The following is a 24,283-nucleotide window of genomic DNA, read 5'->3' as shown; positions in this document are numbered from 1 at the left end:
ATAGAGGTGCCGCCGCGCTCCTGCTACGGCCGCCCCCGCAAGGGATGGCCAAAGGTGGCTACTCATGGGTAACATCGAGCCCCATGAGCGCTGATCAGATGTCCGTCGGCGAGATGCTCGCCGCCACGGTCCCGATGGCCAGGACCCTCAACCTCGAGTTCCTGGAGACCACCCCCGAGCGTGCCGTGGTGCGGCTGCCGGACCAGTCCGAGTACCACAACCACGTCGGCGGACCGCACGCCGGAGCGATGTTCACGCTCGCCGAGTCCGCCAGCGGCGCCATCGTCATCGCCGCCTTCGGCGACCAGATGAACCGCGCCGTGCCGCTCGCCGTCAAGGCGGAGATCGGCTACAAGAAGCTCGCCATGGGCGTCGTCACCGCGACCGCGACGCTGGGCCGCCCGATCGCCGACGTGGTGGCCGAGCTGGACGCGGGGCAGCGTCCCGAATTCCCCGTCGTCATCGAGATCCAGCGCGCGGACGGCGCCGTGACCGGCGAGATGACCGTGGTCTGGACCCTGCGCCCCAACTCCTGACCAGCCCGCGGCGCAAGCTACGGAATCCGAAGGCGTCCCGGCCTCAGCCGGGGCGCCTTCTTCATTTCTCGTTCGCTTTTCGTTGACTCTTACACCGGACGGTCCTACGTTTCCGGCGCCTCGTGGCGCCTGACGGGTTGTCAACTCGGTCGTGACGCATAGTGCGTTCACTGGTCGAACGCCGGCCCGCCGCCTGCTGTGCCGCGGTCCACCACGTCGTGTCCGCACACAAAGGAGTGACGGTCCATGTCCGACACCGTTTCCCGAAGGTCAGCACTGCGTCTGCTCGGCGGCGCCGTCACGGTCGCGGCGGCCGCGACCGGCGCCCTCGCCGCCCCCGCCCGCGCCCTCGCCCCCCGTACGGTGACTCCGGTCTCGCCCCGGGTGGAAACCCTGCTCGCCCTCCTCACCCTGGACGAGAAGATCAGCCTCCTGCACGGCGCCCAGGACCCGCACAGCCTCGGCCAGGCGGGCTACGTCCCCGGCGTCGCGAGGCTCGCGATCCCCCCGCTCAGACTCGCCGACGGACCGGCGGGCGTCCGCGTCACCCAGCACGCCACCGCGCTCCCGGCGCCCGTCCTGCTCGCCGCGGCCTTCGACCCCGTCCTCGCCCGCGAATACGGCGAGGTCATCGGCCGCGAGGGCCGCGCGCTCGGCCAGGACGTGCTCCTGTCGCCCATGATCAACCTGATCAGGACCCCGTACGCCGGACGCAACTTCGAGACGCTCTCCGAGGACCCGCTGCTCTGTGCCGACCTGGTTGCCGAGGAGATCCGCGGCATCCAGAGCCAGGGACTGATCGCCACCGTCAAGCACTTCGCCATGAACAACCAGGAGCAGGACCGCCTGACCCTCGACGTGCGGATCGCCGAACAGCCGCTGCGCGAGCTCGAATTCCGCGGTTTCGAAGCGGCCCTCGCCGCCGGAGCGGGCGCGGTGATGGGCGCGTACAACAAGGTCAACGGCGCCTTCGCCTGCGAGAACAAGCCAATTCTCAGCGACGTCCTGCGCGACGGCTGGGGCTTCGACGGCTGGGTGATGAGCGACTGGTTCGCCGCGCACAGCACCGTCGCCGCCATCACCGCCGGGCTCGACATGGAGATGCCCAGCGGCAACTACTTCGCCGGCGCCCTGAAGGAGGCCGTGCACAGCGGCAGCGTCCCGGAGGAGCTCGTCGACCGTTCCGTACACCGCGTCCTGTCCGTCATGGAGCGCTTCGGGCTGCTCGACGGGAGCGCTCCCGCCCGGCCGGACCGCGACCCGCAGGCCGGGGCGCGCACCGCGCTCAAGGTCGCCAAGGCCGGCGCCACCCTGCTCCACAACCGGCACGCCACCCTGCCGCTGACCGGACCGGCCGCCCGCAGCATCGCGGTGATCGGACCCACCGGAACCATCCCCTTCGTCAGTGGCGGCGGCAGCGCGCATGTGGTGCCCGAACATGCGCAGAGCCCGCTCGACGCGCTCAGAGCCCGGGCCGGACAGGGCGCCCGCGTCAGCTACGCCCTGGGCGAGGACATCTTCGGCAAACCGCTCCCCGGGGCCTCCTCCGGCGCCGACTTCGAGGGCCAGCACGTGGCCCCCGGCGCCACCTGGACGTACGACGGCACGCTCACCGTGGCCGACCCCGACGAGTGGACCTTCTGCATCCACTACTCCGGCGACCGCCCCAAGGTGTTCCTCGACGGCACCGAACTCTTCCCGCCCGCCCCCGGCCTCGGCGAATACTTCTCCGGCGGACTCGTCGGCGCGGCACCCGACGGACTCGCGGTCCGCCGCAGGACGCTCGAACTCGCCGCCGGCGCGCACCGGCTCACCGTCACCGCGAAGGGCCGCACCGCAGGCCAGCTCTTCCGGCTCCGCCGCACCACCGGCGCCACCCGCGCCGCCGACGTGGCCGAGGCGGTGCGCGCCGCCCGCGCGGCCGCGAGCGTCGTGCTGTTCGCCTACGAGGACGCCACCGAGGGCGCCGACCGCACTCGCCTCGCGCTGCCCGGCCACCAGAACGAGCTGATCGCGGCGGTCGCCGCCGCCAACTCCCGCACCGCAGTGGTGCTCAACACCTCGTCCAGCACCACCATGCCGTGGCTGGACCACACAGGCGCCGTACTGCAGATGTACTACCCGGGCCAGGAAGGCGCCGAGGCCACCGCGGCCGTCCTGTTCGGGGACTGCGACCCGGGCGGCCGGCTCACCCAGACCTTCCCCGTCTCCGACACCCGGCACCCGGTGGCCGGGGACCCGCGCCGCTACCCGGGCGCGAACGGCACCGAGGAGTACTCCGAGGGCATCAACCTCGGCTACCGCTGGTACGACACCGAGGGCGTGGCGCCGCTGTTCCCCTTCGGACACGGCCTCTCCTACACCACGTTCGAATACTCCGGACTGACCGTCCGGCCCGACGGCGACGGGCTCGCGGTCGGCTTCACCGTCCGCAACACCGGGCAGCGCACCGGCATCACGGTGGCCCAGGTCTACCTCGGCCCCTCGCCCGACCTCCGCCTCGACCAGGCGCGCCGCGCCCTGGCCGGCTACCGCCGCCTGGAACTGGAGCCCGGTGGCGCGCGGCAGGTGACCGTACGCGTCTCGGCCCGCTCGCTGTCCTCCTGGGACCCGGAGCGGCACGGCTGGGTCCTGGGCACCGGAACGCGCGAGATCAGTGTGGGTGTCTCCGCGCGCGAGCCGCGGCTCATCTGCCGTGGCCAGGTCCGATCGCCCGAGCCGGCTGGCCAGCCCTGACCGGGTAGGCTGCCCGGCGTGCGCCAAGGGGGGCGCACGCCGGGCTCCGGCCCGGTGCGAGCGGGAGGAATCGGCGTTGCACATCCAGGCCTGGCTGGAGAACATCCCCGCCGTCAGTGTCTATCTCCTGGTGGCGCTGGTCATCGGGGTCGAGAGCCTCGGGATCCCGCTGCCGGGCGAGATCGTGCTGGTCAGTTCGGCACTGCTCTCCTCACAGCAGGGGCACATCAACCCGGTCGTGCTGGGCGCCTGCGCCACGGCCGGCGCGGTGATCGGCGACTCGATCGGCTACGCCATCGGCCGCAAGGGCGGCAGGCCGCTGCTGGCCTGGCTCGGCGGCAAGTTCCCCAAGCACTTCAGCGAGGGCCATGTCGCCATGGCGGAACGGTCCTTCCAGAAGTGGGGCATGTGGGCCGTTTTCGTCGGCCGCTTCATCGCCCTGCTCCGGATCTTCGCGGGCCCCCTCGCGGGCGTACTGAAGATGCCGTACTGGAAGTTCCTCATCGCCAACGTGCTCGGCGGCATCTGCTGGGCGGGCGGTACGACGGCCGTCGTCTACTACCTCGGCATCGTCGCCGAGTCCTGGCTGAAGAACTTCTCGTACCTGGGCCTGGTGGCCGCCCTGCTGGTCGGCGTCGTGTCGATGCTGGTCGTCAAGAACCGGGCCAAGAAGTCGATGGCCGAGGCGGAAGCCGACCGGTCCACGCCGGAGAACGTGCCGGCCGCAGACTAGTCCCGCGCGGTGCGCCTCATACGCCGGTCGCTCCGGAAGGCCGCCGTCGCGCGTGATCGTGAGCGGACCCCCGACCGCGCGGGCCGGAGGACGGTCGCTTAGCGTGCCGGTGGGCGCGAACGGATCCGTACCAAGGAGTGGCGCATGGCAGAGCAGGCGTTGGTCATGGCAGTGGGCGGCAAGACGCCCGAGGTCGCCCCGACCGCATTCACCGCACCCACCTCGGTGGTGCTCGGCGAGGTCACCCTGGGCGAGGGCGCGAGCGTCTGGTACCACGCGATCCTGCGGGCCGACTGCGGGCCGATCGTGATCGGCGCCGAGAGCAACATCCAGGACAACTGCACCGTCCACGTGGACCCGGGCTTCCCGGTCACGGTCGGCGAGCGGGTCACCGTCGGCCACAACGTGGTCCTGCACGGCTGCACCGTCGAGGACGACGTCCTGGTCGGCATGGGCGCCACCGTCCTCAACGGCGCCCGCATCGGCGCCGGTTCGCTGATCGCGGCGCAGGCCCTGGTGCCGCAGGGCATGGTCGTACCGCCCGGCTCGCTGGTCGCGGGCGTGCCCGCCAAGGTGCGGCGCGAGCTGACCGAGGAGGAGCGCGAGGGCATCAAGGTCAACGCGCTGATGTATCTCGGTCTGGCCGGGGACCACCGCACGGCGCACGGCGGCTGACCGGGCGCCCGCGCTGAGCGGAAGATCACAGGGGTCGGCCCTGATCGGCCGGGTCGGCGATGAGTACCGTGAGCGGGTGCCCAAGAACAGAAACACGTTCTCATCGCTGACCGCCTGGCGGCGCCGGATCGCCTCCCGCGCGGTCCACGGCGGTTGGGGCTGGATCAAGGAGGCGGGCGCGGTCACCGCCGAGCACCCGGGGAAGCTGCGCTTCCGCCGGATCGGCTCCGGAACCCGCCTCGCCTTCCCGCAGGGCACCGTGTTCGGCGAGCCCTGGATCGAGCTGGGCGACCACTGCATCATCGGCGAACAGGTCACCCTCACGGCCGGGATGATGCCGGGCCTGGACCTCGGCGCCGAGCCGATACTGACCCTGGGCAATGGCGTCGTGCTCGGCCGGGGCAGCCACGTCATCGCCGACACCACGGTCACCATCGGCTCGGACACGTACTGCGGCCCGTACGTCTACATCACCTCGACCAACCACAGCTACGACGACCCCCGCCAGCCCGTGGGCAAGCAGTGGCCGCGCATGGAACCCGTCGAGATCGGCCCCGGCTGCTGGCTCGGCACGGGCGCGGTGGTGCTGCCCGGCGCCCGGCTCGGCCGCAACGTGGTCGTGGCGGCGGGCGCCGTCGTACGCGGTGAGGTGCCCGACCACGCGGTGGTGGCCGGGGCCCCCGCGCGGATCGTCCGCACCTGGGACGAGGAGAACGGCTGGCAGCCGCCGCTGCGCACGCCCGCGCCGGTGCCGATTCCGGACGGTGTCACCCCCGAACAGCTGCTGGCCGTCGCGGAGTTGACCTCGGAAGAGGCCTGAGAGCCCGGATCCGGTCAGGCGGTCAGCCCGTCGCGAGCAGCACCGTGCCGACCAGGGCGAGCCCCGCTCCGGCCGCCTGCACCGCGCGCAGCCGCTCCTTGAGCACCCCGCGGGCGGCGAGTGCCGTGACCACCGGGTAGAGCGAGGCGAGCACCGCCGCGATGGTGACCGGGCCCTGCTGGGCGGCGATCGAGTACGTACCGTTGGCTGCCACGTCGGCGAGGCCCACGAAGGCCAGCGCGGGCAGCGCGAGCCACACGGCGCGCGGCCCGCCGTCCTCGGGCAGTGCGCGGGCGCCGCGCCGCACCGAGACGAACAGGGCCGTGCCGCCCACCGCGACATTGGTGACGCGCTGCACGAAGAGCGCGAGGAACAGCCCGGTCACGGTCGTCGACGCCTCCGAGATCAACGCCATCACGGCACCGAAGCCGAAGGCGGCGAGCAGCGTGAGCAGGATCGCCTGGCGCCGCACCGCCGCGCCGCGGAACTCCGGGCCGCCCGCCAGCAGGATGCCCACCACGGCCACCGCGATTCCGGCGAACTGGAGCAGCCCCGGCCGTTCGCCGAGGACGAGACCGACGCCGACCGGTACGGCGACGCCCAGCGAGCCGAGCGGCGAGACGACCCCCATGGGGCCGAGCGCGAGGGCCTTGTAGAAGCTCAGCATGGCGACCGGGCCCACCGCGCCCGCCGCGACCGCGAACCAGAGCTGCGGGCCCGCCTCGTGCGGGCCGCCGGTGGCGACGACGATCGCGCCGAGGACCACCGCGGCCACCGACTGCGAGGCGACCACGACCGTCAGCGCGGGCAGGCGCCGGGTGAGCAGCCCGCCGCCGAAGTCGGCCAGCCCCCACAGGAGGCTGGTGGCCAGGGCGAACAGTGCTGTCATGACGGGCCTCGCAGTACAGTGCAGTGACACAGGTGGTCAGTCGGTTGCACCACACCGTAGTGCAGTCTATTGAACTCTGTCATTGAAAATATTGGACGGCCTTTGTGGAGGCCCACCTCATGGACGGAATGTGTCGGACCTCGAACTGCTGACCCAGTCACTGGCCCGCAATGTCAAGCGCTGGCGCACCGAGCGCGGCTTCACCCTGGACGCGCTCGCGACCCGCGCCGGGGTCAGCCGCGGCATGCTCATCCAGATCGAGCAGGCCAGGACGAACCCGAGCGTCGGCACCGTGGTGAAGATCGGCGACGCGCTCGGCGTGAGCATCACCACCCTGCTCGACTACGAGAGCGGCCCCAAGGTGCGCATCGTGCCGCCGGACCAGGCGGTGCGGCTCTGGTCCACCGAGCGCGGCAGCTACAACACGCTGCTCGCGGGCACCGAGGCGCCCGGTCCGCTGGAGATGTGGCACTGGCGGCTGATGCCGGGCGACGGGAGCTCATCGGATCCGCACCCCGCGGGCACCGTCGAGCTGATCCATGTCACCGAGGGCACCCTCACGCTCGCCGTGGACGGTGTCGACCACCCGGTGCCGGCCGGGCATTCGGCGTCCTTCGAGGCCAACACGGCGCACACCTACCGCAATGACGGCTCCGAGCCGGTCGCGATGACGATGGCCATCTCGGTCCCGTTCGAACGCTGAGACGCCCAACCGCCGTACGGGCACTGCCTGTTAGCGTTCCCGTGCGCGCGTATCCGTCGCGGACCCGGGCCGCATCGCGAGCCGGTGTGCGTCCCGGGGCGTGCGCCGTGACCGGTCCAGCGTCCGGGCCAGATGATTTTGGGCCCGTATCTGGTAATCGGGCCCGAGTCGGGTGGACGCTGACTATCGTCTACTTTCGCGGCCCCGGGGGCGAGGAAGCGGACCGCGTCGATCTCGAACGAAACCACTCATGAGAGTGGTTTCGGCGCCAACGCCGAACCAAGACACGGGCCAACGCAGTTGGGGTGTCCCGGGGAGGCGGCAGTGGTCGGACCAGTCGCTCGTGGCGCATGAGCGCACATGGGCACGGCGTGCGGCCGAAAGTGCGCGACGTACGAAAAGCCCATGGAATAGTTCAAAGCCCTGTTTTGTGCAGTGATCCAGAAAAGCCCCGCTGCGGAAACGGCGCTCCGACCCGAAAGGCGCTCACGTGGAAGCTCTCGTCTCGGCGGCCGAACGGCCCGGCCCCGCCCCTCACAGGCCGGCCGGCAAGCGGCTGCCGCTGGTGAAGCGGGCAGCGGCGCAGAGTGCGGGGAAGACCCCGGCGAGCCTGGCCAGGGTCGTGCCGGGCGGCGGCAGCCCCGCCGAACCCGGCACCTCCGCCTTCCAGTCGGCGCTCTGACGGGCGGACAGACCCCGACCATGGACCGGCCGCCTCCACCTGCCCTGTCGCAATTCGTGCTGAAGATCCACAGCCGCTGCGATCTGGCATGCGATCACTGTTACGTCTATGAGCACGCCGACACGAGCTGGCGCGGGCGGCCGAGGGCGGTCTCCGAGGAGATCCTCGCCCGCGTCGCGGACCGCATCGCCGAACACGCCCGGCGTCACGCACTTCCCGCGGTCCATGTCGTCCTGCACGGCGGTGAGCCCCTGCTCGCGGGCCCCGGCAGGATCCGGCGGGCCGCCGAGGAACTCCAGCGGGCCCTCGGCGGAGTGAGCGCGCTCGATCTGCGCATGCACACCAACGGCGTGCTGCTGGACGAGGAGTTCTGCGAACTCTTCCTGGAACTCGGCATCAACGTCGGGGTCTCCCTCGACGGAGACAAGGCCTCCAACGACCGCCACCGCCGCTACGCCGACGGCCGCAGCAGCCACGGCAAGGTCATCCGCGCGGTGGAGCTGCTGAGCCGCCCGCGCTACCGGCGCCTGTTCGCCGGTCTGCTCTGCACCATCGACGTCGAGAACGACCCGGTCGCCGTCTACGACGCCCTCGTGGCCCTCGCGCCGCCCCGCATCGACTTCCTCCTCCCGCACGCCACGTGGGACACCCCGCCGCCCCGGCCCGGCGGCGCGGCCACGCCCTACGCGGACTGGCTCGATGCCGTCTACCGGCGCTGGGACGCGGCGGGACGCCCGGTGCCGGTCCGCATCTTCGAGTCGGTGCTGCGCACCCTGCGGGGTGAGAGCAGCCTCACGGAATCCCTCGGCCTGGCCCCCGCCGACCTTGTGGTGATCGAGACCGACGGCACCTTCGAGCAGGCCGACAGCCTCAAGACGTCGTACGACGGCGCCCCCGCCACCGGCATGGACGTCTTCACGCACTCGCTCGACGACGTCCTCCAGCACCCGGGCATGCTCGCCCGCCAGCAGGGCATCGAGCAGCTCTGCGAGCAGTGCCGCGGCTGCCCGGTGGTCGAATCCTGCGGCGGCGGCCTCTACGCTCACCGCTACCGCACCGGCAGCGACTTCGACAACCCCTCGGTGTTCTGCCCCGACCTGCTGGCACTGGTCACCACCATCCGAGACCGGGAGGCGGCCGTGCCCGCACCGACCCCCAACCCTCAACTGCCCCTGGAGAAAGGCGACTTCGACGCCCTGGCCGCGGGCTTCGGCACCGCCGACACGATGCGGCGCCTGGCGGCAGCCCAACTGGACATCAACCAGGAGCTGCTGGCCGCGGTCAGCGAGCGCATCGCGCTCTCCGACCAGCAGGGCGCCGCGGCCTGGGAGCTCGTGACGCACCTCGACACCGAGGCCTCCACCGCACTCGACGCGGTCCTCGCGCACCCGTACACCAGGCCGTGGGCGCTGAGCGTGCTCGACGGCCGGGCGGCGCCCGCGGGCGGCCTCGCCGAGATCGCGGCGGCCGCTCTGCTGCGGGCCCGGCTCGACCTCCCCGTCACGGTGCCGCTGCGCGGTGGGGCCCTGCGCCTGCCGGGCCTCGGCGCGGTACGGCTCGCGGACGGCGCGGACCGCGCCGAAGTGACCGCCGCGACCGAGGGGTTCACGGTGCGCAGCGGCACCCGCCGCCTGGACATCGGCTGGCACGAGGGCGTGGACGGCCTCACCCCCCACTGGCAGCCGGTACGCCTCTTCGAGGGCGAGGGCTGGAGCGTGGCCATCGAGGACACCGACCCGCTGCGGGACTGCCACAAGTGGCCCGTCGCCGAGCGGCTGCCGGCCGGCGAGGCCAAGCTGTGGGCCGAGGACCTGACCGGGGCCTGGTCCCTGATCCGGCGCGAACTCCCCGCCTACGCCGACGGCGTGGCCGCCGGGCTGCGCCTGATCACCCCCTTGCACGCACCGGCCGGCAGCGATGTCAGCGCCGCCTGCAAGGAGGCGTGGGCCGCGATCGGGGCGGCCCGGCCCGCCTCGCCCGATCAGCTCGCCCTGCTGATCGTCCACGAGTTCCAGCACGTGAAGCTCGCCGCCGTCCTCGACCGGGTCGACCTGTACGACAAGGGCGACCGGCGGCTCTACTACGCTCCCTGGCGCGAGGATCCGAGGCCGATCGGGGGGCTCCTGCAGGGCACGTACGCCCATATCGCGGTGACCGACTTCTGGCGGGTGCGCCGCGGCAGCGCGCCCGGGGCCAACGAACGCGGCGCGGCCGAGGCGCAGTTCGCCCGCTGGCGGCAGCAGACGGCCGAGGCCGTCGAGGAGTTGCTCGGCTCGGGATCCCTCACCGACCTGGGGCAACGCTTCGTCGGCGGCATGGGTGAGACGGTGCGGGGCTGGCTCGGCGAGCCCGTGTCGGGTGCCGCGCTCCGTGCGGCGGCCGACTCCGCGCACCGCCATCGGGCCGAGTGGAAGGCCCGGGCATATGAAGGGCGCTGAGCGAATTCCGCTGCGAATTGAGCGAATTCTCCCCTGATTTGGTTGATCCACTCGACGGGCACCGCATGATTTCGGTCATGATCTGATCGAAATTTCCGTGGGTGGATCGACCATCGGGTTTGTTCGTTCTGTTCCGCCGGAGAATCCTCCGTTCCTACACTGAGGACCCATCCACTTGGACCGGGGGAGACAGTGGTGCAGGGATCAGTGGGGGCCGGGGGAGACGAGCAGCAGCCGTACTTCTTCCTCAGCTACGCGCACACGCCGAAGAGCGACCCCAAGGACAAGGACCCCAACCTCTGGGTCCAGCGGTTCTTCCGGGACCTCTGCGCCCATGTGATGCAGCTGACGCCCCTCCCGGCCGGCAGCGCCGGCTTCATGGACCAGCAGATGCAGCCCGGCGAGGGCTGGCAGGAGCGGCTCTCGGAGGCGCTGGCGTACTGCCGCGTGTTCGTGCCGCTCTATTCGCCGCGCTATTTCCTCAGCGAGCAGTGCGGCCGGGAGTGGTTCGCCTTCTCCAGCCGGGCTTCCGTCCAGAACACCCGCGTCAGCCACAACAACAGCAATCCGGTGACGGGGATCGTGCCCGCCCTCTGGGTGCCCGTCCCCACCCGGCAGTTACCGCAGCCCGCCGAACGGCTCCAGTTCAACCACGCGACGTTCGGCGACGAGTACGCCGACGAGGGCTTCTACGGCCTCATCAAGCTCAACTACCTGCGGGACCAGTACGAACGCGCCGTCTACCGGCTGGCCAAACGCATCGTGAGCGTCGCCCAGCAGACCCAGCTGGAGCCCGGGGACCCGCATCAGGACTACGCCAAGGTGCCCCCCGCGTTCGGCCCCGCCGGAGGACCCGCCCGCGAAATGGAGGTGTCCGTCCTCGCCTGCTCGCGCTCCAGCCTCCCCACCGGACGCAGCCCCGACTGCTACGGATCCGAGGCCCTCGACTGGAACCCGTACCATCCGGCCTCCTCCAGACCGCTCGCCGACCACACCGTGGACGTCGTACGCAATCTGAACTACACCGTGCACCTGAGCGACTTCGAGGCCGAACCCCGGCGGATACTGGCCTCCGGCCCGCCGGCCGGGCCCGGTCTGCTGCTGCTCGACCGCTGGGCCCTGGACGCCCGGCGCCGCCGCGAACTCGTGGACCAGCTCTGCGCCGCCCCCCGACCGTGGATCAGCGTGATGGTCCCCGGAAACGCGGCCGACCCCCAGACCCGTGCGTACAACGAGGAGTTGACGCAGCAGACCGACAGCGTGCTGTCCTCCCGCACCGACGAGAGCGACGGGCACCGCACGCCGAGCGCCGGACTGCCCACACTGGAAGCCTTCAGCAAGGCGATCCCGGGGGCGGTGAAGGCGGCGGTCAGACATTACGAGGCCAACGCGCCGACCTATCCACCGCCCGGCAGCGGAGGGCCGATGCCCCGCGTGCTTCCGGGCGGCATCGGCTACGGCACCAATGGCCCGGGCAGCCGCGGTCAGAGCACGGACCAGGGCAAGAACAACGGTGATAAGGCGGAGGGCTCATCAGATGACTGAGAACCGCAACGGGACCGTCGTCACGTTCTATTCGTACAAGGGCGGCACCGGACGGACCATGGCGCTGGCCAACTGCGCATGGATCCTGGCGGCCAACGGATACCGGGTACTCGCGGTCGACTGGGACCTGGAGGCGCCCGGACTGCACCGGTTCTTCCACCCCTTCCTCGACCTTTCCGACCTGGAGGCCACTCCGGGCCTGATCAACCTGATCACCGACTACCAGGACGAAGCCCGCCGTCCCGCCGACCGCGACCCCGACTGGCACCGCGAATACGCCCGGGTGCGCCCCCATGCGACCTCACTCAACTGGAACTTCCCCCAGGGCGGCAGCCTCGACTTCCTGTCCGCCGGGCGGCGCAACCGCGACTACCCGTCCATCGTGGGCAAGATGGACTGGGACGACTTCCATGAGCGCTTCGGCGGCGGCCAGTTCTTCGACGCCATGCGCGACGACATGCAGCGCCATTACGACTACACCCTGATCGACAGCCGCACCGGACTGAGTGACATCGCCGACATCTGCACCGTCCAGATGCCCGAAGTCCTCGTCGTCTGCTTCACGTTGAGCGATCAGAGCATCGACGGCGCCTCCGCGGTCGCCCGCGACATCGAGGAGCGCTACCACGAGCGGCGCATCCGCATACTGCCGGTGCCGATGCGCATCGACGACGGCGAGAAGGAGAAGGCGGATGCCGGACGGGCACTGGCCCGCGAGAGCTTCCCCGGTTTCCCCAGCGGCCTCAGCACCGAGGAACTCGCCAACTACTGGGGCACGGTGGAGGTTCCCTACCGCCCCTTCTACGCCTACGAAGAGATCCTGGCCACCTTCGGCGACGCCCCCAACGTCAGCAGCTCCATGCTCAGCGCCTGCGAGCGGCTCACCTCGGTGCTCACCGGCGGCCTGGTGAACTCGCTGCCGCCGATCGACGAGTCGGACCGGCTCACCCATGTCGCCGCCTACACCCGGCGCAGGCCCATGCCGCCGTCCAACATCGTGCTGACGTATGTCGCCGAGGACCAGATGTGGGCGGACTGGCTGGACTCGGTGCTGACCATGACCGGCTTCCACGTGGTGCCGATCGACGTACGCACCCCCCAAGCGGCCGCCGCGGAGGCCCAGTTCACCTCCGGCGCCGGATACCGCGTCATCCCGGTGGTCTCGCAGTCCTACCTCAACACCGAACGCGCCAGGAGCTTCTGGGAGACCGGGGCCGGGCTCGACGCGTCGGGCGGCCGGCGCCAGATCCTGCCGGTGCGCGTCGGCGACGTGCGGCTCAGCCCGCCGCTCAGCAGCCGCGGCGTCATCGACCTGGTACGCCTCGACGAGCCCGACGCGGCGGCCGCCCTGCTCCAGGCGCTCGACCGGGCCGAGGCGGCCACCGCCCTGCCGGCCGGGCCCGTCGGCCCGCGCTACCCGGGCAGCGTGCCCAAGGTCTGGAACGTACGGCCCCGGCACGCCTGGTTCACCGGCCGCACCTCCGTCCTGGAGCGGCTGCGCGACCAGCTGCGTGGCGACAGCCGCTCCGCAGAGCGCTTCCCGCAGGTCCTGTACGGGCTCGGCGGCGTCGGCAAGACCCAGGTGGCCCGCGAGTACGCGCACCGGTTCCGCGCCGACTACGACCTGGTCTGGTGGATCGAGGCCGAGCAGCCCGACCGGGTGGTGTCCTCGCTGGCCGAGCTGGCCGCCGAGATGGACCTGCGGGCCGGTGACGTGGTCGCCGAGGCCGCCACCGCGGCCCTCCAGGCGCTGCGGCGCGGCGCGCCCTACTCCCGCTGGCTGCTGATCTTCGACAACGTCGAGGACCTCGACCGCGCCCTGAAGCTCCTGCCCGAGGAGACCGAGCCGATCCCCGGCGAGACCTACGGCCACATCCTCGCCACCTGCCGCAACAAACCGGCCTCGACACAGGTGGAAGCCATCGAGGTGGAGGTCTTCACCCGCGCCGAAAGCGTCGAGCACCTGTGCCGCCGGGTGACCAAACTGCCGGCCGCCGACGCCGACCGGGTCGCCGACGCGGTGGGCGACCTGCCGCTGGCCGTCGAGGTCGCGGCGGCCTGGCTCGCCGAGACGGCCACCCCCGTCGACGCCTATGTGGAACAGCTCAGGGAGCAGAGCACCAAGGTGCTCTCGCTCGGCAAGCCCGAGGACTACTCGGAGCAGATCGGCGCGACCTGGAACATCTCGATCAGCCGGCTGCGCGACGAATCCAGGGCGGCGGTACGCCTGTTGGAGCTCTGCTCGTTCTTCTCCGCCGAGCCGATCTCGATGCGCCTGATCGGCAGCGACTCGATGTTCGAGTCCCTCCTGCCGTACGACCCCGATCTGCGCGAGCGGTACATGCTGGGCAAGGTCATCCAGACGCTGAACCGGTTCGCGCTGGCCAAGGTGGACCCGGCGGACAGCAGCATCCAGGTGCACCGGCTGGTTCAGGCCGCGGTGCGGGCCGGGCTCAGCGACGAGGAGGCGGACACGGCCAAGCACGAGGTGCACCGCATCCTCGCCGAGGCCCGCCCGGTGGAGGGCGTCGACCGCGACAACCCCGTCAACGACCCGAAGAGCTGGCCCAGTTTCGAGCTGATCTGGCCGCATCTGAGCGCCTCCGGCATCGCCGACTGCGACGAGGAGAAGGTCCGCCAGCTCATGGTCGACCGCATCCGCTACCTGCTCAAACGCGGTGAGCTGGAGAGCGCCCGGGTGCTCGGCACGCAGCTCAACAAGACCTGGACCCGGGAGCTCGGCGAGAACGACCTGCAGACCCTGAACATCCGCTTCGAACTCGCCAACGCCCTGCGCGCCCAGGGCAAGTACCAAGATGCCCGGGCGATGGACGAGGACACCCTCGCCCGCCAGATCAGCGTCCTGCACAAGGACCACCCGGGCGACGACCACCCCAGCATCCTCATCACCACCGGAAGCCTCGCCGCGGACCTCCGCGCCCTCGGCAGGTTCGACGAGGCCCTCACCCGCGACCTGCGGATCTACCACGGTCTTCGGCAGATCTTCGGCGAGAACCACCCGCGCACCCTGATCGCGGCCAACAACCTCGCCATCGACTACCGGCTCAGTGGGGACAGCGAGGCCGCCCGCAGGCTGGACGAGGAGACCGTGGAGCGCCGCAGCGCCTTACTCGGCGACGACCACCCCTTCACGCTCACCACCAAGGGCCACCTCGCCCGGGACCTGCGCGAGAGCGGCGAGTACGTGGCCTCGGTGCAGGTGCTGCGGGAGGTGGTGGCGGCGTTCGAGCGGGTGCTCAACGCCGATGTGCCCGAGGCGCTGCGCACCGCCAAGAGCCTCGCGGTGTCCCTGCGCAAGGCGGGCCACCCGCACGAGGCGAAGCGGCTGACCGAGGAAACGTACAACCGCTACCGCGGCAGGTACGGCACCAAGGCGCCCGACGCGCTCGCCTGCTGCCTCAACCTGGCCGCCGACTTCTCGGCGACCGGGGACAAGCAGGCCGCCCTCGACCTGGCCGTCCAGGCGCTGGAGGGATACCAGAGCACCTTGGGCGAGGAACACCCCTTCACCCTGGCCTGCCGCAACAACGTCTACATCTACCAGCGCGGCCTCGGCGCCGCGGAGGAGGCGGTGCGCGGCGGCGAGGACGTCCGGGCCGCGCTGGAGGAAGTGCTGGGGGCGCGCCACCCGTTCACCCTGTGCGCGGCGATCAACCTCGCCAACGCCTACGGCGACATGGGCCGCCCCGACCTGTCCGAACGCTGGGAACGGACCGCGCTCAAGGGCCTGTTGGAGCGGTTCGGCCCCACCCACCCCGATGTGCTCGCCTGCCGGTCCAACCTGGCGATCACCCTGCGCGCGGCCGGCCGCGAGGAGGAGGCGCAGCGGCTGCGCGCCTCCATCCTGGAACCGGCCGCGAAGCAGCTGGGCGTGGACCATCCGGTCGCCGAGGCGGCGCGCGCCTGGCGCCGGATCAACCGGGACCTGGAGCCGCAGCCGGTGTGAAACGGACCGGGAGTGCCCCGGCCCCCGGGCCCGGGCACTCCCGGATGTTCACCAAGTGGCCCAGCCCAGCACGCGGGTGAGCACCCGCAGGGCCCCGAAGTGCGCCGCGCCCCGCTCGACGATCAGCTCGGCGCCGGGAATCCGCTCGGCCAGCCAGCGGGTGTGCTGCACGGGCGCGAACACGTCCTGCTCGCCGTGCCACAGCAGCACCGGCGCGGTGATGTCCTCAAGGCGGAACTCCCAGTCGGTGCTGAACGCCATCACATCGTCCACCCAGCCGTCGGCGGAACTGCGCAGCCCCTCCTCGAAGTTGCGCTCCAGCATGGCCCGGATCCCGGCGTCGGCGACGATGCCCCGGTCCGGCTTCGGTAGCCCGGGCCGCATGTCGTCCACCGAACGCCGGGGATCGGCGCGGATGGTGATCGACCGCATCGTCAGTGCCGCCGTCAACTGCCGCTTCCCGGCGGCCGCGTTGATGTACTCCCGCACATTGGACTCGGTCATCCCCTCGAACCAGTCGAGCCCCTGGGCATCGCGCGGCGCCAGCCCCACCAGGGCCGCCGCCCTCGCCGTGCGGTCCGGGAGCAGTGCCGCGCAGGCGAGCGCGTGCGGGGCGCCGCCGGACCGGCCGACCACGGCGAACTCGTCTATGTCCAGCGCGTCGGCGATCGCCTCCACATCGGCGGCCGCGTGCGCCACCCGGCGCCCCGGCAGCCGGTCCGAATCGCCGTACCCCGGCCGGTCGAACGTGATGAGGCGGACGCCGAGGCGGTACAGCACCGCACTGCGGGGTGCCGGACCCAGCCGGCTCCCCGGGGTGCCGTGCAGCAGGAACACCGGCCTGCCCTGCGGGTTCCCGTAGTTCTCGACTGCTAAGTCCCGCCCGTCCCTGGTACGAATCAGCTCCCCCAACTGGTGCCTCCCCGTAGGTCTGGTTGGCGTCAGTATGAGCGTGTGCCATTCAGTGGTACATACCCGCACTCGCCGAATGCGCCGGGCCGGGCCCGCCGGGCTCAGCCGAGGAGCGGTATCTCGATCGCGGGGCAGCGGTCCATGACCATGTCGAGCCCCGCGCCGCGCGTGCGGTCGTACGCGTCCTGGTCGATGACACCGAGCTGGAACCAGACGGCCTTGGCCCCGATGGCAACGGCTTGATCGGCGATGTCCCCGGCGAGGTGGCTGTTGACGAAGACGTCCACGACATCGACCGGGAACGGGATCGCGTCGAGCGAGGCGTACCCCTGCTCGCCGTGCACGGTCTCCGCCTTGGGGTGGACGGGCACGATCCGCTTGCCGAAGCGCTGGAGGACCCGGGCCACTCCATGGGCGGCGCGGTGCTCATGGGTGGAGAGGCCGACGACGGCCCAGGTGTCACCGCTGCCGGTGAGGATCCTGCGGATGGTCTCCTGGTCGGCATGCATGGGGTCTCCTGGGGGTGGGCGCCGTCGTTGCTGGGACAACCAGTGAGGCCGTGGCCGGAATTCCCGCTACGGCTTCAGTGTCCGCCGCATCCGCCGGGCCCGGGTGTACTCCCGCAGCAGTACGCGGGCGGCCCCCGGCGCCGACGGCCGGGCCGACTCCTTCAGCAGGCCGACGCCCTTGCGGGTGGCCGCACTGATGGTGAGCTCGTCGAACGCGATCAGGGCGCGTACCAGCGGGCGTCCCGGCGCCGGGACGATCCCGGCCAGTGGCCGGCTCTCGGCGAGGGCGTCGCGGGCCTGCCCGAGCACGGAAGTGATCAACTCCCGGGTGCCGGGCAGATCACGGGCCCGCTCCAGGTCCTCGCGCGTGACCCCGCAGCGCTCCAGCGTCTCGTGCGGGATGGTGAGCCGCCCGTCGGCGAGGTCCTCCGCCAGGTCGTTGACGAAGTCGAGCCGCTGGCTCGCGTCGATGTACGTGCGGCACGCCGCGCGGAAGTCCGAGCCGTCGCCCTCCGGTGCGAGCAGGCAGGCGACGAGCATGAACGCGGGCAGCGAGTACGCGTCGATGTAGGCCTGGTGGTCCGCCTCCCCGGCGAATCCGGCGAACTCCAGGTCGGCGCGGGCGGTCCGCAGATAGTCCTCGACGTGGCCGCGCAGCTGGGGACGCACCGTGATGGTGTGCAGCAGCGGACGGATCACCGGGTGGTCGCTGTCGCCGTCGGCGAGGCCGTCGCGCACGCGGCGCTCCCACTCGGCGTACACCGCCGCGCGTCCGTCCCTCGGCCCGCTGTCGAGCAGGTTGTCGCTGTGGTGCATGAAGGCGGTCGCCGCGACCACGTGCGGGAACAGCGGCCTGGGCAGCAGCATCCGGGCGGCCAGATAGGCACTGCGCTTGAAGCGGGCGGCCAGTTCGCGCTGGAGCGTGTAGTCGTCGCGCAGCCCGGGGTCGCGGATGCCCGCGGCGTCGAGGGCTTGGTTCCACGCGCTCATCTCTGGTGCCTCCTGCTACGGGCCCCCGTACATGTGCTGCACGAGTGACCGGTCTGTCATGCCTGCGGGCGTCGAATCCCGGGGTAAGTGGATCACGCCGCCCGGCAGCCGCCGGCCCTGCACCCGCCCCGGTCCGTGGGGGCGGGTGCAGGGGGCGCATAGGGTGGGCGGATGCAGGAGCAGTACCGGACCATCGCCCGAGAGGGCGTGCACGAGAGCGAGATCAACCGATCGCGCTTCATCTGCGCGCTCGCGCCCGCCGCCACCGAACAGGAGGCGCAGGCGTTCGTCGCCCGCATCCGCAAGGAGCACCCGACGGCCACCCACAACTGCTTCGCGTACGTCATCGGTGCCGACGCGTCGGTACAGAAGGCGAGCGACGACGGCGAGCCCGGCGGCACCGCGGGAGTGCCCATGCTCCAGATGCTGACCCGGCGCGAGGTCCGGTACGTCGTCGCCGTCGTCACCCGGTACTACGGCGGGGTCAAGCTCGGCGCGGGCGGCCTGATCAGGGCGTACGGCGGCGTGGTCGGCGAGGCGCTGGACGCGCTCGGCACCATCGTGCGCCGGCGCTTCCGGCTGGCCACCGTCACGGTCGACCACCAGCGCGCGGGCAAGCTGGAGAACGACCTGCGGGCGACGGGCCGCGCGGTGCGCGAGGTGCGCTACGCGGAGGCCGTGACCATCGGGATCGCACTGCCCGAGGCCGACGTCGAGGCCTTCCGCGGCTGGCTCGCCGACGCCACCGCCGGCACGGCCACGCTGGAGCTGGGCGCAGAGGCGTACGGAGACGCCTGAGACAGGGGCAACAGCCGGATATCCCCGTTACCGCCCGTGATGTCAGACGCCACCGTTACCCTCGGGGATCATGCGATTCCTCCATACCTCGGACTGGCACCTGGGCCGGTCCTTCCACCGGGTCGATCTGCTCGGTGCCCAGGCCGCGTTCCTCGACCACCTGGTGGCGACGGTGCGTGACCGGGGTGTGGACGCCGTCCTGGTGGCGGGGGACGTGTACGACCGCGCCGTGCCGCCGCTCGCCGCCGTCGACCTCTTCGACCGGGCGCTGCACAGCCTTGCCGACGCCGGAGTGCCGACGGTGATGATCTCCGGGAACCACGACTCGGCGCGCCGGCTCGGTGTCGGGGCCGGGCTGATCCAGCGGGCCGGGATCCATCTGCGCACCGACCCGGCGGGCTGCGGTACCCCGGTCATGATCGGCGACGTGGCCTGCTACGGACTGCCGTACCTGGAGCCCGCGCTGGTCCGCGACGAGCTGGGGGCGCCGAAGGCCGGGCACGAGGCGGTACTGGGCGCGGCCATGGAGCGCGTACGGGCCGACCTCGCGGCGCGCCCCGACGGCACCCGGTCCGTCGTCCTCGCGCATGCCTTCGTGGCCGGGGGCGACCCCAGCGACAGCGAGCGCGACATCACCGCGGGGGGCGTGGCCGCCGTACCCGCCGGGGTCTTCGACGGCGTCGACTACGTGGCCCTCGGCCACCTCCACGGCAGCCAGGCGATCACCGACCGGGTCCGCTACTCGGGCTCGCCGCTCGCCTACTCCTTCTCGGAGGCCACCCACCGCAAATCCATGTGGCTCGTGGATCTCGCCGCCGACGGAGGCATCACGGCCGAGCGGATCGACTGCCCGGTGCCCCGCCCGCTCGCCCGGATCCGGGGCCACCTCGACGTACTCCTCGAAGACCCGGCGCTGGCCCGCCACGAAGAGGCGTGGGTCGAGGCCACCCTGACCGACGCGGTGCGGCCGACGGACGCCATGGCCCGGCTCGGCGCGCGCTTCCCGCACACGCTGAGCCTGGTCTTCGACCCCGAGCGGGCCGACGAGGACGCGCACGCCTCGTATGCCCAGCGGCTCAGCGGCCGCAGCGACCAGCAGATCGCGGAGGACTTCGTGGCGCATGTACGCGGCGGCAGCGGCCCCGACGACCGTGAACGGACGGTGCTGCAAGGGGCGTTCGACGCCGTACGGGTGGACGACGGCGTGCGCGAGGTGGCCCGGTGAGGCTGCACCGCATGCGCGTCACGGCCTTCGGCCCCTTCGCGGGGACCCAGGAGGTCGACTTCGACGCGCTGTCCGCCGCCGGGCTCTTCCTGCTGCACGGACCGACCGGCGCCGGCAAGACCTCGGTGCTCGACGCCGTCTGCTTCGCTCTGTACGGAGCCGTGCCCGGCGCCCGCCAGAGCGCCGCCACCATCCTGCGCAGCGACCACGCGGCGCCGGACACCCTGACCGAGGTCCTGCTCGAACTGACCGTGGGCGGGCGGCGGCTGGAGATCACCCGGCAGCCGCAGCAGGACCGGCCCAAGAGGCGCGGCAGCGGTTTCACCACCGAGAAGGCGCAGACCTGGCTGCGCGAGTACGCCCCGGCCGCCGGCGCCTGGCGGTCGCTGAGCCGTTCGCACCAGGAGATCGGGGAGGAGATCGGGCAGCTCATCGGGATGAGCCGGGAGCAGTTCTGCCAGGTCGTGCTGCTGCCGCAGGGGGAGTTCGCGAAGTTCCTGAGGTCGGACGCGGAAAAGCGCGGCCAGCTTCTGGGCAGGCTCTTCGACACCCGCAGGTTCGCCGCCGTGGAGGACCGCCTCGCCGAACTGCGCAAGAGAGCCGAGCGTCAAGTCAAGGACGGCGACGGGCAGTTGCTGGCCGTCGCCCAGCGCATGGCGCAGGCCGCGGGCGACAGCGCCGACACGCGCGACTGGCCGCTGCCCGACGCCAGACCGGGGGACCCGGGCCTGGCATCGGCCGTCCTGCAATGGGCGGCCGTCGCCCGCAGCGACGCGCACGAACGGCTCGACATCGCCTCGGCCGCCGTGGCCGCCGCCGAAAGCAGGCAGGCCGCCGCCCGCCGCACCGCTGAAGAGGCCCGCCAGCTCGCCGCCCGCCAGGAGCGGTACGCCGAAGCCCGCCACCGCGCCCAGGAGTTGACGGCCCGCCGTCCCGAGCGGGACGCGCTGCGCGCCCGCCTCGACACGGCCCGCAAGGCGGAACTGGTCTCGCCCGCACTGCACTGGTGGGAACAGACGGAGCGCGAGCACCACACGGCAGCCGCCGAACGTGACCGCTCCCGGGCCCGGCTGCATCCCCAGCTCGCCGATGCCAGCGCGGACCAACTCGCCGCGCTGGAACGGAAGATGCGCCACGACCTCGGCGCCCTGGAGTCCGCCCGCCGGGCCGAGCGGCGCAGCGCCGAGATCGGCGAGGAGTGCGTATGGCTCGACCGGCAGGCCCGCGCCGACGAGGACGTACTGACCGACACCGCGGGCTGGCTCGCGGACTGGGAGGCCGCCCGGCTCGGCCACCAGACGCGGATCGACGCCGCCCACGAAGCGGCGACGCGCGCGGAACAGCTGGCCGGCCGGCTCGAACCGGCCCTGCGCCGTCTGGACGCGGCCCGCGCGCGCGATGCGCTGCACACCCGTCTGACGGCGGCCGACCGGCGGCACGTGGACAGCCGCGAGGGCGCCAACACCGCGCACGAGCACTGGCTCGCGCTGCGCGAGGAGCGGCTGCGCGGTATCGCGGCCGAACTGGCCGCAGGGCTCCGCGACGGCGAAGCCTGCACGGTGTGCGGCTCGGCCGACCATCCCGCGCCCGCGCGCCCCGGCACCGGCCAGGTAGACCGCGCCACCGAGGACGCCGCGCAGGACGCCTACCGGCAGGCCGAGAAGGCCCGCGCCGAGGCCGAGCTCGCCCTTTCCGCCGTACGGGAGGAGCTCGCCGGGGCGCGGGCCGAGGCGGGCACGGCGAGCGTCGCCGAACTGGCCGACGAGGCGGGGGAGTTGCAGCGGGAGCACCGGGCGGCGCGGGCCACGGCGGCCGGTCTGCACGCGGCACGCGAGGCGCTCGCCGCGGCCGAGCGCGAGCACCAGCAGCGCATCGCCGCGCAGCGCACCGCGCAGCAGAACATCGCCGCCCGCACCGCGCACCGGGAGGCGCTCGACAAGGAACGGGCCGTCCTGGAAAGGGAGTTGAGCGAGGTCCGGGCGGGAGCGGCCAGCGTCGCCGAGCAGGCGGCGCTCCTTGAGCACCGGATGGCCATCCTCGCCGAGGCCGTGGAGGCGGTCCGCGCCGTCGAGGCCACCGCCGAGCGGCTCAAGGAGGCCGACGGACGCCTGTCGGAGGCGGCGTTCCGGGCCGGGTTCGACACCCCCGCCGCGGCATCGGCCGCCTTGATCGACGAGTCGGGCCAGCGGGACATCCAGCACCGGCTCGACGCGTGGCAGCAGCAGGAGGCCGCGGTCACCGCGCGTCTCGCCGAGCCGGAGACAGCCGAGGCGGGCCGGCTCCCGGCGGCCCGCACGGAGCAGGCCGCGGCCGAACTCGCCGAGGCCGATCGGGCCCTGCGGGACGCCGCGTCGGCGTTCGCGGCCGCCCGGTCCCGCCGCGCCGAACTGCACGCGCTGAGCGGCCGGGCCGCCGAGGAGACCCGCAGGATAGGCCCGCTGCGCGAGGAGTACGAGCGGGTGGCCCGCCTCGCCGGGCTCACCGCGGGCACCTCCGCCGACAACGAGCGCAAGATGCGCCTGGAGTCCTATGTGCTGGCCGCCCGCCTCGAACAGGTCGCGGCCGCCGCCACGGCAAGGCTTCAGCGCATGTCCGGCGGGCGATACACCCTGGTCCACTCCGACGCCAGGGGCGGCCGCGGGCGCTCGGGCCTCGGGCTGCACGTCGTGGACGCCTGGACGGGCCGCGAGCGGGACACCGCGACGCTCTCCGGCGGCGAGACGTTCTTCGCCTCCCTCGCGCTGGCCCTGGGCCTGGCCGATGTCGTCACCGACGAGGCGGGCGGGGCGCGGCTCGACACCCTGTTCATCGACGAGGGATTCGGCAGCCTGGACGACCAGACCCTGGACGAGGTCCTGGACGTCCTGGACTCGCTGCGCGAACGCGACCGCAGCGTCGGCATCGTGAGCCACGTCGGCGACCTGCGGCGCCGCATCCCGGTCCAGCTGGAAGTGGTCAAGGACCGGACGGGCTCGACGGTGCGGCTGCGGGGCGGGGGAGCCGAGGGCTGAGCGGCTGTCTCTGAACCCCGCCCGGGCCCGCGCTCAGCGGCCGATGGCGCGCCTCGGCAGCGGGGACGAATAGACGACGCTGGTCGTCACGGAACCCAGCGAGCCGATCTTCCCGGAGATCTCCTCCAGGTGGCTCATGGAGCGGGCGCCCACCTTGATCACGAAGCAGTCGTCGCCCGTCACATGGTGCGCCTCCATGATCTCCGGCGTCGCGTCCACCAGATCGTGGAACGGCTTGTAATTGCCGTTCGGATAGCGCAACCGCACAAAGGCGAGGATCGGCCGGCCCAGCCGTTCCTGGTCGACCACGGCGGTGTACCCCGCGATCACCCCGGCCTCCTCAAGGCGCCGCACCCGTTCGGTGACGGCACTCGCCGACATCGACACGGCACGGGCCAGCTCGGCGAAGCTGGCCCGTCCTTCCTGCTGGAGGGCGTCCAGGATGCGCCAGTCCGTGGCGTCCGGGGAATACTCGGTCATGGCGACCAGACAACAGTGAAATCCCCGGCAGATCAAGAGATGTTCCGGGGATCGGACCTTCCGGGAGTTGATCATCGGCACATAGATTTCCAGCCATGACTTCACAGCTCGCCGCCCCCGCGAACCCGGTCCTGCGCGTGGCCCCCGCCGCCCCCGCCGACGCCGCCGCCTACTTCCGTGCCAGCCTCGTCTTCCACGCCGACGTCTCCGACGTGGCCGCCGCGCTCGCCGCCGAGGGCGAGCCCGGCTTCGTGGTCCTGGACTCCCGCTCCACCGCGTCCTGGGACCAGGGCCATGTCCCCGGCGCCGTCCACCTGCCGACGGCTCTCATCGCCGAGCAGGCCGAGCAGCTCCTGGACAAGTCCGTGCCGGTCGTCACGTACTGCTGGGGCCCCGGCTGCAACGGCGGCACCCGTGCCGCCCTCGCCCTCGCCGAACTCGGCTTCCAGGTCAAGGAGATGCTGGGCGGATTCGAGTACTGGGTGCGTGAGGGCTTCGCGTTCGAGACCTGGGAGGGCCGCGAGCGGCGTGCCGCCGACCCGCTGACCGCGCCGGCCGACTCGGAGGACTGCGGCTGCTGACGCGGCACCGTCACAGGGGAGTGCGGGGCGGCCCCGGGTACCGGCCGCCCCAA

At 72.1% G+C, this 24,283-nt stretch carries 19 protein-coding genes; 14 read left to right on the top strand and 5 right to left on the bottom strand.

Annotation, left to right across the window (positions count from 1 at the left end):
* Positions 1 to 98 precede the first annotated feature (98 nt).
* From ACIBK6_RS15855 to ACIBK6_RS15835, 5 genes are all read left to right on the top strand, one after another.
* A complete protein-coding gene (locus tag ACIBK6_RS15855; protein WP_399051866.1) occupies positions 99 to 536 on the top strand; it encodes a DUF4442 domain-containing protein in 438 nt (145 codons plus the stop codon).
* A 246-nt stretch (positions 537 to 782) separates the two neighbouring features.
* A complete protein-coding gene (locus tag ACIBK6_RS15850; RefSeq protein ID WP_399051797.1) occupies positions 783 to 3,272 on the top strand; it encodes a beta-glucosidase in 2,490 nt (829 codons plus the stop codon).
* Positions 3,273 to 3,348: 76 nt separating this feature from the next.
* Complete coding sequence (locus tag ACIBK6_RS15845) at positions 3,349 to 4,005, top strand: DedA family protein (protein ID WP_399051796.1); 657 nt, start codon at positions 3,349 to 3,351, stop codon at positions 4,003 to 4,005.
* Positions 4,006 to 4,149: 144 nt separating this feature from the next.
* Positions 4,150 to 4,680, top strand: coding sequence for a gamma carbonic anhydrase family protein (locus ACIBK6_RS15840; protein ID WP_399051795.1), 531 nt, complete (start codon positions 4,150 to 4,152; stop codon positions 4,678 to 4,680).
* A gap of 76 nt (positions 4,681 to 4,756) precedes the next feature.
* Positions 4,757 to 5,500, top strand: a complete 744-nt coding sequence (locus tag ACIBK6_RS15835) for an acyltransferase (RefSeq protein ID WP_399051794.1) — start codon at positions 4,757 to 4,759, stop codon at positions 5,498 to 5,500.
* A gap of 22 nt (positions 5,501 to 5,522) precedes the next feature.
* On the opposite strand, the gene ACIBK6_RS15830 is transcribed toward ACIBK6_RS15835, so the two are convergent.
* Complete coding sequence (locus tag ACIBK6_RS15830; RefSeq protein ID WP_399051793.1) at positions 5,523 to 6,389, bottom strand: EamA family transporter; 867 nt, start codon at positions 6,387 to 6,389, stop codon at positions 5,523 to 5,525.
* Between the two features lie 130 nt (positions 6,390 to 6,519).
* Here ACIBK6_RS15830 and ACIBK6_RS15825 point away from each other — a divergent pair, with 130 nt between their 5' ends.
* From ACIBK6_RS15825 to fxsT, 5 genes are all read left to right on the top strand, one after another.
* Positions 6,520 to 7,092 (top strand): helix-turn-helix domain-containing protein, encoded by a 573-nt coding sequence (locus tag ACIBK6_RS15825; protein WP_399051792.1) that lies wholly within the window; start codon positions 6,520 to 6,522, stop codon positions 7,090 to 7,092.
* Positions 7,093 to 7,582: 490 nt separating this feature from the next.
* The gene (locus ACIBK6_RS15820; protein ID WP_399051791.1) at positions 7,583 to 7,774 is read left to right on the top strand and encodes a hypothetical protein; all 192 of its coding nucleotides are present in this window, start codon (positions 7,583 to 7,585) and stop codon (positions 7,772 to 7,774) included.
* A 20-nt stretch (positions 7,775 to 7,794) separates the two neighbouring features.
* Entirely contained in the window at positions 7,795 to 10,212 is a 2,418-nt protein-coding gene (locus ACIBK6_RS15815) for an FxsB family cyclophane-forming radical SAM/SPASM peptide maturase (RefSeq protein WP_399051790.1), read from the top strand.
* Between the two features lie 195 nt (positions 10,213 to 10,407).
* Positions 10,408 to 11,757 (top strand): TIR-like protein FxsC, encoded by a 1,350-nt coding sequence (locus ACIBK6_RS15810; protein WP_399051789.1) that lies wholly within the window; start codon positions 10,408 to 10,410, stop codon positions 11,755 to 11,757.
* Complete coding sequence (fxsT, locus tag ACIBK6_RS15805; RefSeq protein WP_399051788.1) at positions 11,750 to 15,724, top strand: FxSxx-COOH system tetratricopeptide repeat protein; 3,975 nt, start codon at positions 11,750 to 11,752, stop codon at positions 15,722 to 15,724. Before ACIBK6_RS15810 ends, fxsT begins: the two co-directional genes overlap by 8 nt.
* 48 nt (positions 15,725 to 15,772) lie before the next feature.
* Here the strand turns inward: fxsT and ACIBK6_RS15800 are convergent, their stop codons facing one another.
* The 3 genes from ACIBK6_RS15800 to ACIBK6_RS15790 form a co-directional block, all read right to left on the bottom strand.
* On the bottom strand, positions 15,773 to 16,636 hold the full coding sequence (locus ACIBK6_RS15800) for an alpha/beta fold hydrolase (protein WP_399051787.1): 864 nt from the start codon (positions 16,634 to 16,636) through the stop codon (positions 15,773 to 15,775).
* A gap of 101 nt (positions 16,637 to 16,737) precedes the next feature.
* Positions 16,738 to 17,145 carry a CoA-binding protein gene (locus ACIBK6_RS15795; protein ID WP_399051786.1) on the bottom strand — a complete coding sequence of 136 codons (408 nt, stop codon included), beginning with the start codon at positions 17,143 to 17,145 and terminating at the stop codon, positions 16,738 to 16,740.
* A 66-nt stretch (positions 17,146 to 17,211) separates the two neighbouring features.
* Complete coding sequence (locus ACIBK6_RS15790; protein WP_399051785.1) at positions 17,212 to 18,135, bottom strand: phytoene/squalene synthase family protein; 924 nt, start codon at positions 18,133 to 18,135, stop codon at positions 17,212 to 17,214.
* A 171-nt stretch (positions 18,136 to 18,306) separates the two neighbouring features.
* Here ACIBK6_RS15790 and ACIBK6_RS15785 point away from each other — a divergent pair, with 171 nt between their 5' ends.
* The 3 genes from ACIBK6_RS15785 to ACIBK6_RS15775 all read left to right on the top strand — a co-directional run bounded on the left by ACIBK6_RS15785 (position 18,307) and on the right by ACIBK6_RS15775 (position 23,169).
* Entirely contained in the window at positions 18,307 to 18,933 is a 627-nt protein-coding gene (locus tag ACIBK6_RS15785) for a YigZ family protein (protein WP_399051784.1), read from the top strand.
* Between the two features lie 70 nt (positions 18,934 to 19,003).
* Entirely contained in the window at positions 19,004 to 20,158 is a 1,155-nt protein-coding gene (locus tag ACIBK6_RS15780; protein WP_399051783.1) for an exonuclease SbcCD subunit D, read from the top strand.
* Positions 20,155 to 23,169: an AAA family ATPase gene (locus ACIBK6_RS15775; protein ID WP_399051782.1), complete on the top strand. Its 3,015-nt coding sequence runs from the start codon at positions 20,155 to 20,157 to the stop codon at positions 23,167 to 23,169. The genes ACIBK6_RS15780 and ACIBK6_RS15775 overlap by 4 nt, the downstream gene beginning before the upstream one ends.
* Before the next feature lie 33 nt (positions 23,170 to 23,202).
* On the opposite strand, the gene ACIBK6_RS15770 is transcribed toward ACIBK6_RS15775, so the two are convergent.
* Positions 23,203 to 23,649 carry an Lrp/AsnC family transcriptional regulator gene (locus tag ACIBK6_RS15770; protein WP_399051781.1) on the bottom strand — a complete coding sequence of 149 codons (447 nt, stop codon included), beginning with the start codon at positions 23,647 to 23,649 and terminating at the stop codon, positions 23,203 to 23,205.
* A gap of 95 nt (positions 23,650 to 23,744) precedes the next feature.
* On the opposite strand from ACIBK6_RS15770, the gene ACIBK6_RS15765 reads away from it, so the two are divergent.
* A complete protein-coding gene (locus ACIBK6_RS15765) occupies positions 23,745 to 24,230 on the top strand; it encodes a rhodanese-like domain-containing protein (protein ID WP_399051780.1) in 486 nt (161 codons plus the stop codon).
* Positions 24,231 to 24,283: the final 53 nt, after the last annotated feature.

It is taken from the genome of Streptomyces sp. NPDC050485, assembly GCF_044458185.1.
In the GTDB taxonomy this organism is placed as follows: Bacteria; Actinomycetota; Actinomycetes; order Streptomycetales; family Streptomycetaceae; genus Streptomyces.
The sequence above is the reverse complement of the archived record's forward strand: the minus strand, read 5'-3'. Positions and strand labels throughout refer to the sequence as shown.

What these genes read in the sequence shown, in the direction of transcription:
- ACIBK6_RS15780 (WP_399051783.1), top strand. Translation starts at nt 19,004, where the DNA reads ATGCGATTCCTCCATACCTCGGACTGGCACCTGGGCCGGTCCTTCCAC.
- ACIBK6_RS15830 (WP_399051793.1), bottom strand. Translation starts at nt 6,389, where the DNA reads ATGACAGCACTGTTCGCCCTGGCCACCAGCCTCCTGTGGGGGCTGGCC.
- ACIBK6_RS15795 (WP_399051786.1), bottom strand. Translation starts at nt 17,145, where the DNA reads ATGCATGCCGACCAGGAGACCATCCGCAGGATCCTCACCGGCAGCGGT.
- ACIBK6_RS15765 (WP_399051780.1), top strand. Translation starts at nt 23,745, where the DNA reads ATGACTTCACAGCTCGCCGCCCCCGCGAACCCGGTCCTGCGCGTGGCC.
- ACIBK6_RS15815 (WP_399051790.1), top strand. Translation starts at nt 7,795, where the DNA reads ATGGACCGGCCGCCTCCACCTGCCCTGTCGCAATTCGTGCTGAAGATC.
- ACIBK6_RS15770 (WP_399051781.1), bottom strand. Translation starts at nt 23,649, where the DNA reads ATGACCGAGTATTCCCCGGACGCCACGGACTGGCGCATCCTGGACGCC.
- ACIBK6_RS15785 (WP_399051784.1), top strand. Translation starts at nt 18,307, where the DNA reads ATGCAGGAGCAGTACCGGACCATCGCCCGAGAGGGCGTGCACGAGAGC.
- ACIBK6_RS15790 (WP_399051785.1), bottom strand. Translation starts at nt 18,135, where the DNA reads ATGAGCGCGTGGAACCAAGCCCTCGACGCCGCGGGCATCCGCGACCCC.
- ACIBK6_RS15850 (WP_399051797.1), top strand. Translation starts at nt 783, where the DNA reads ATGTCCGACACCGTTTCCCGAAGGTCAGCACTGCGTCTGCTCGGCGGC.
- ACIBK6_RS15855 (WP_399051866.1), top strand. Translation starts at nt 99, where the DNA reads ATGTCCGTCGGCGAGATGCTCGCCGCCACGGTCCCGATGGCCAGGACC.
- fxsT (WP_399051788.1), top strand. Translation starts at nt 11,750, where the DNA reads ATGACTGAGAACCGCAACGGGACCGTCGTCACGTTCTATTCGTACAAG.
- ACIBK6_RS15840 (WP_399051795.1), top strand. Translation starts at nt 4,150, where the DNA reads ATGGCAGAGCAGGCGTTGGTCATGGCAGTGGGCGGCAAGACGCCCGAG.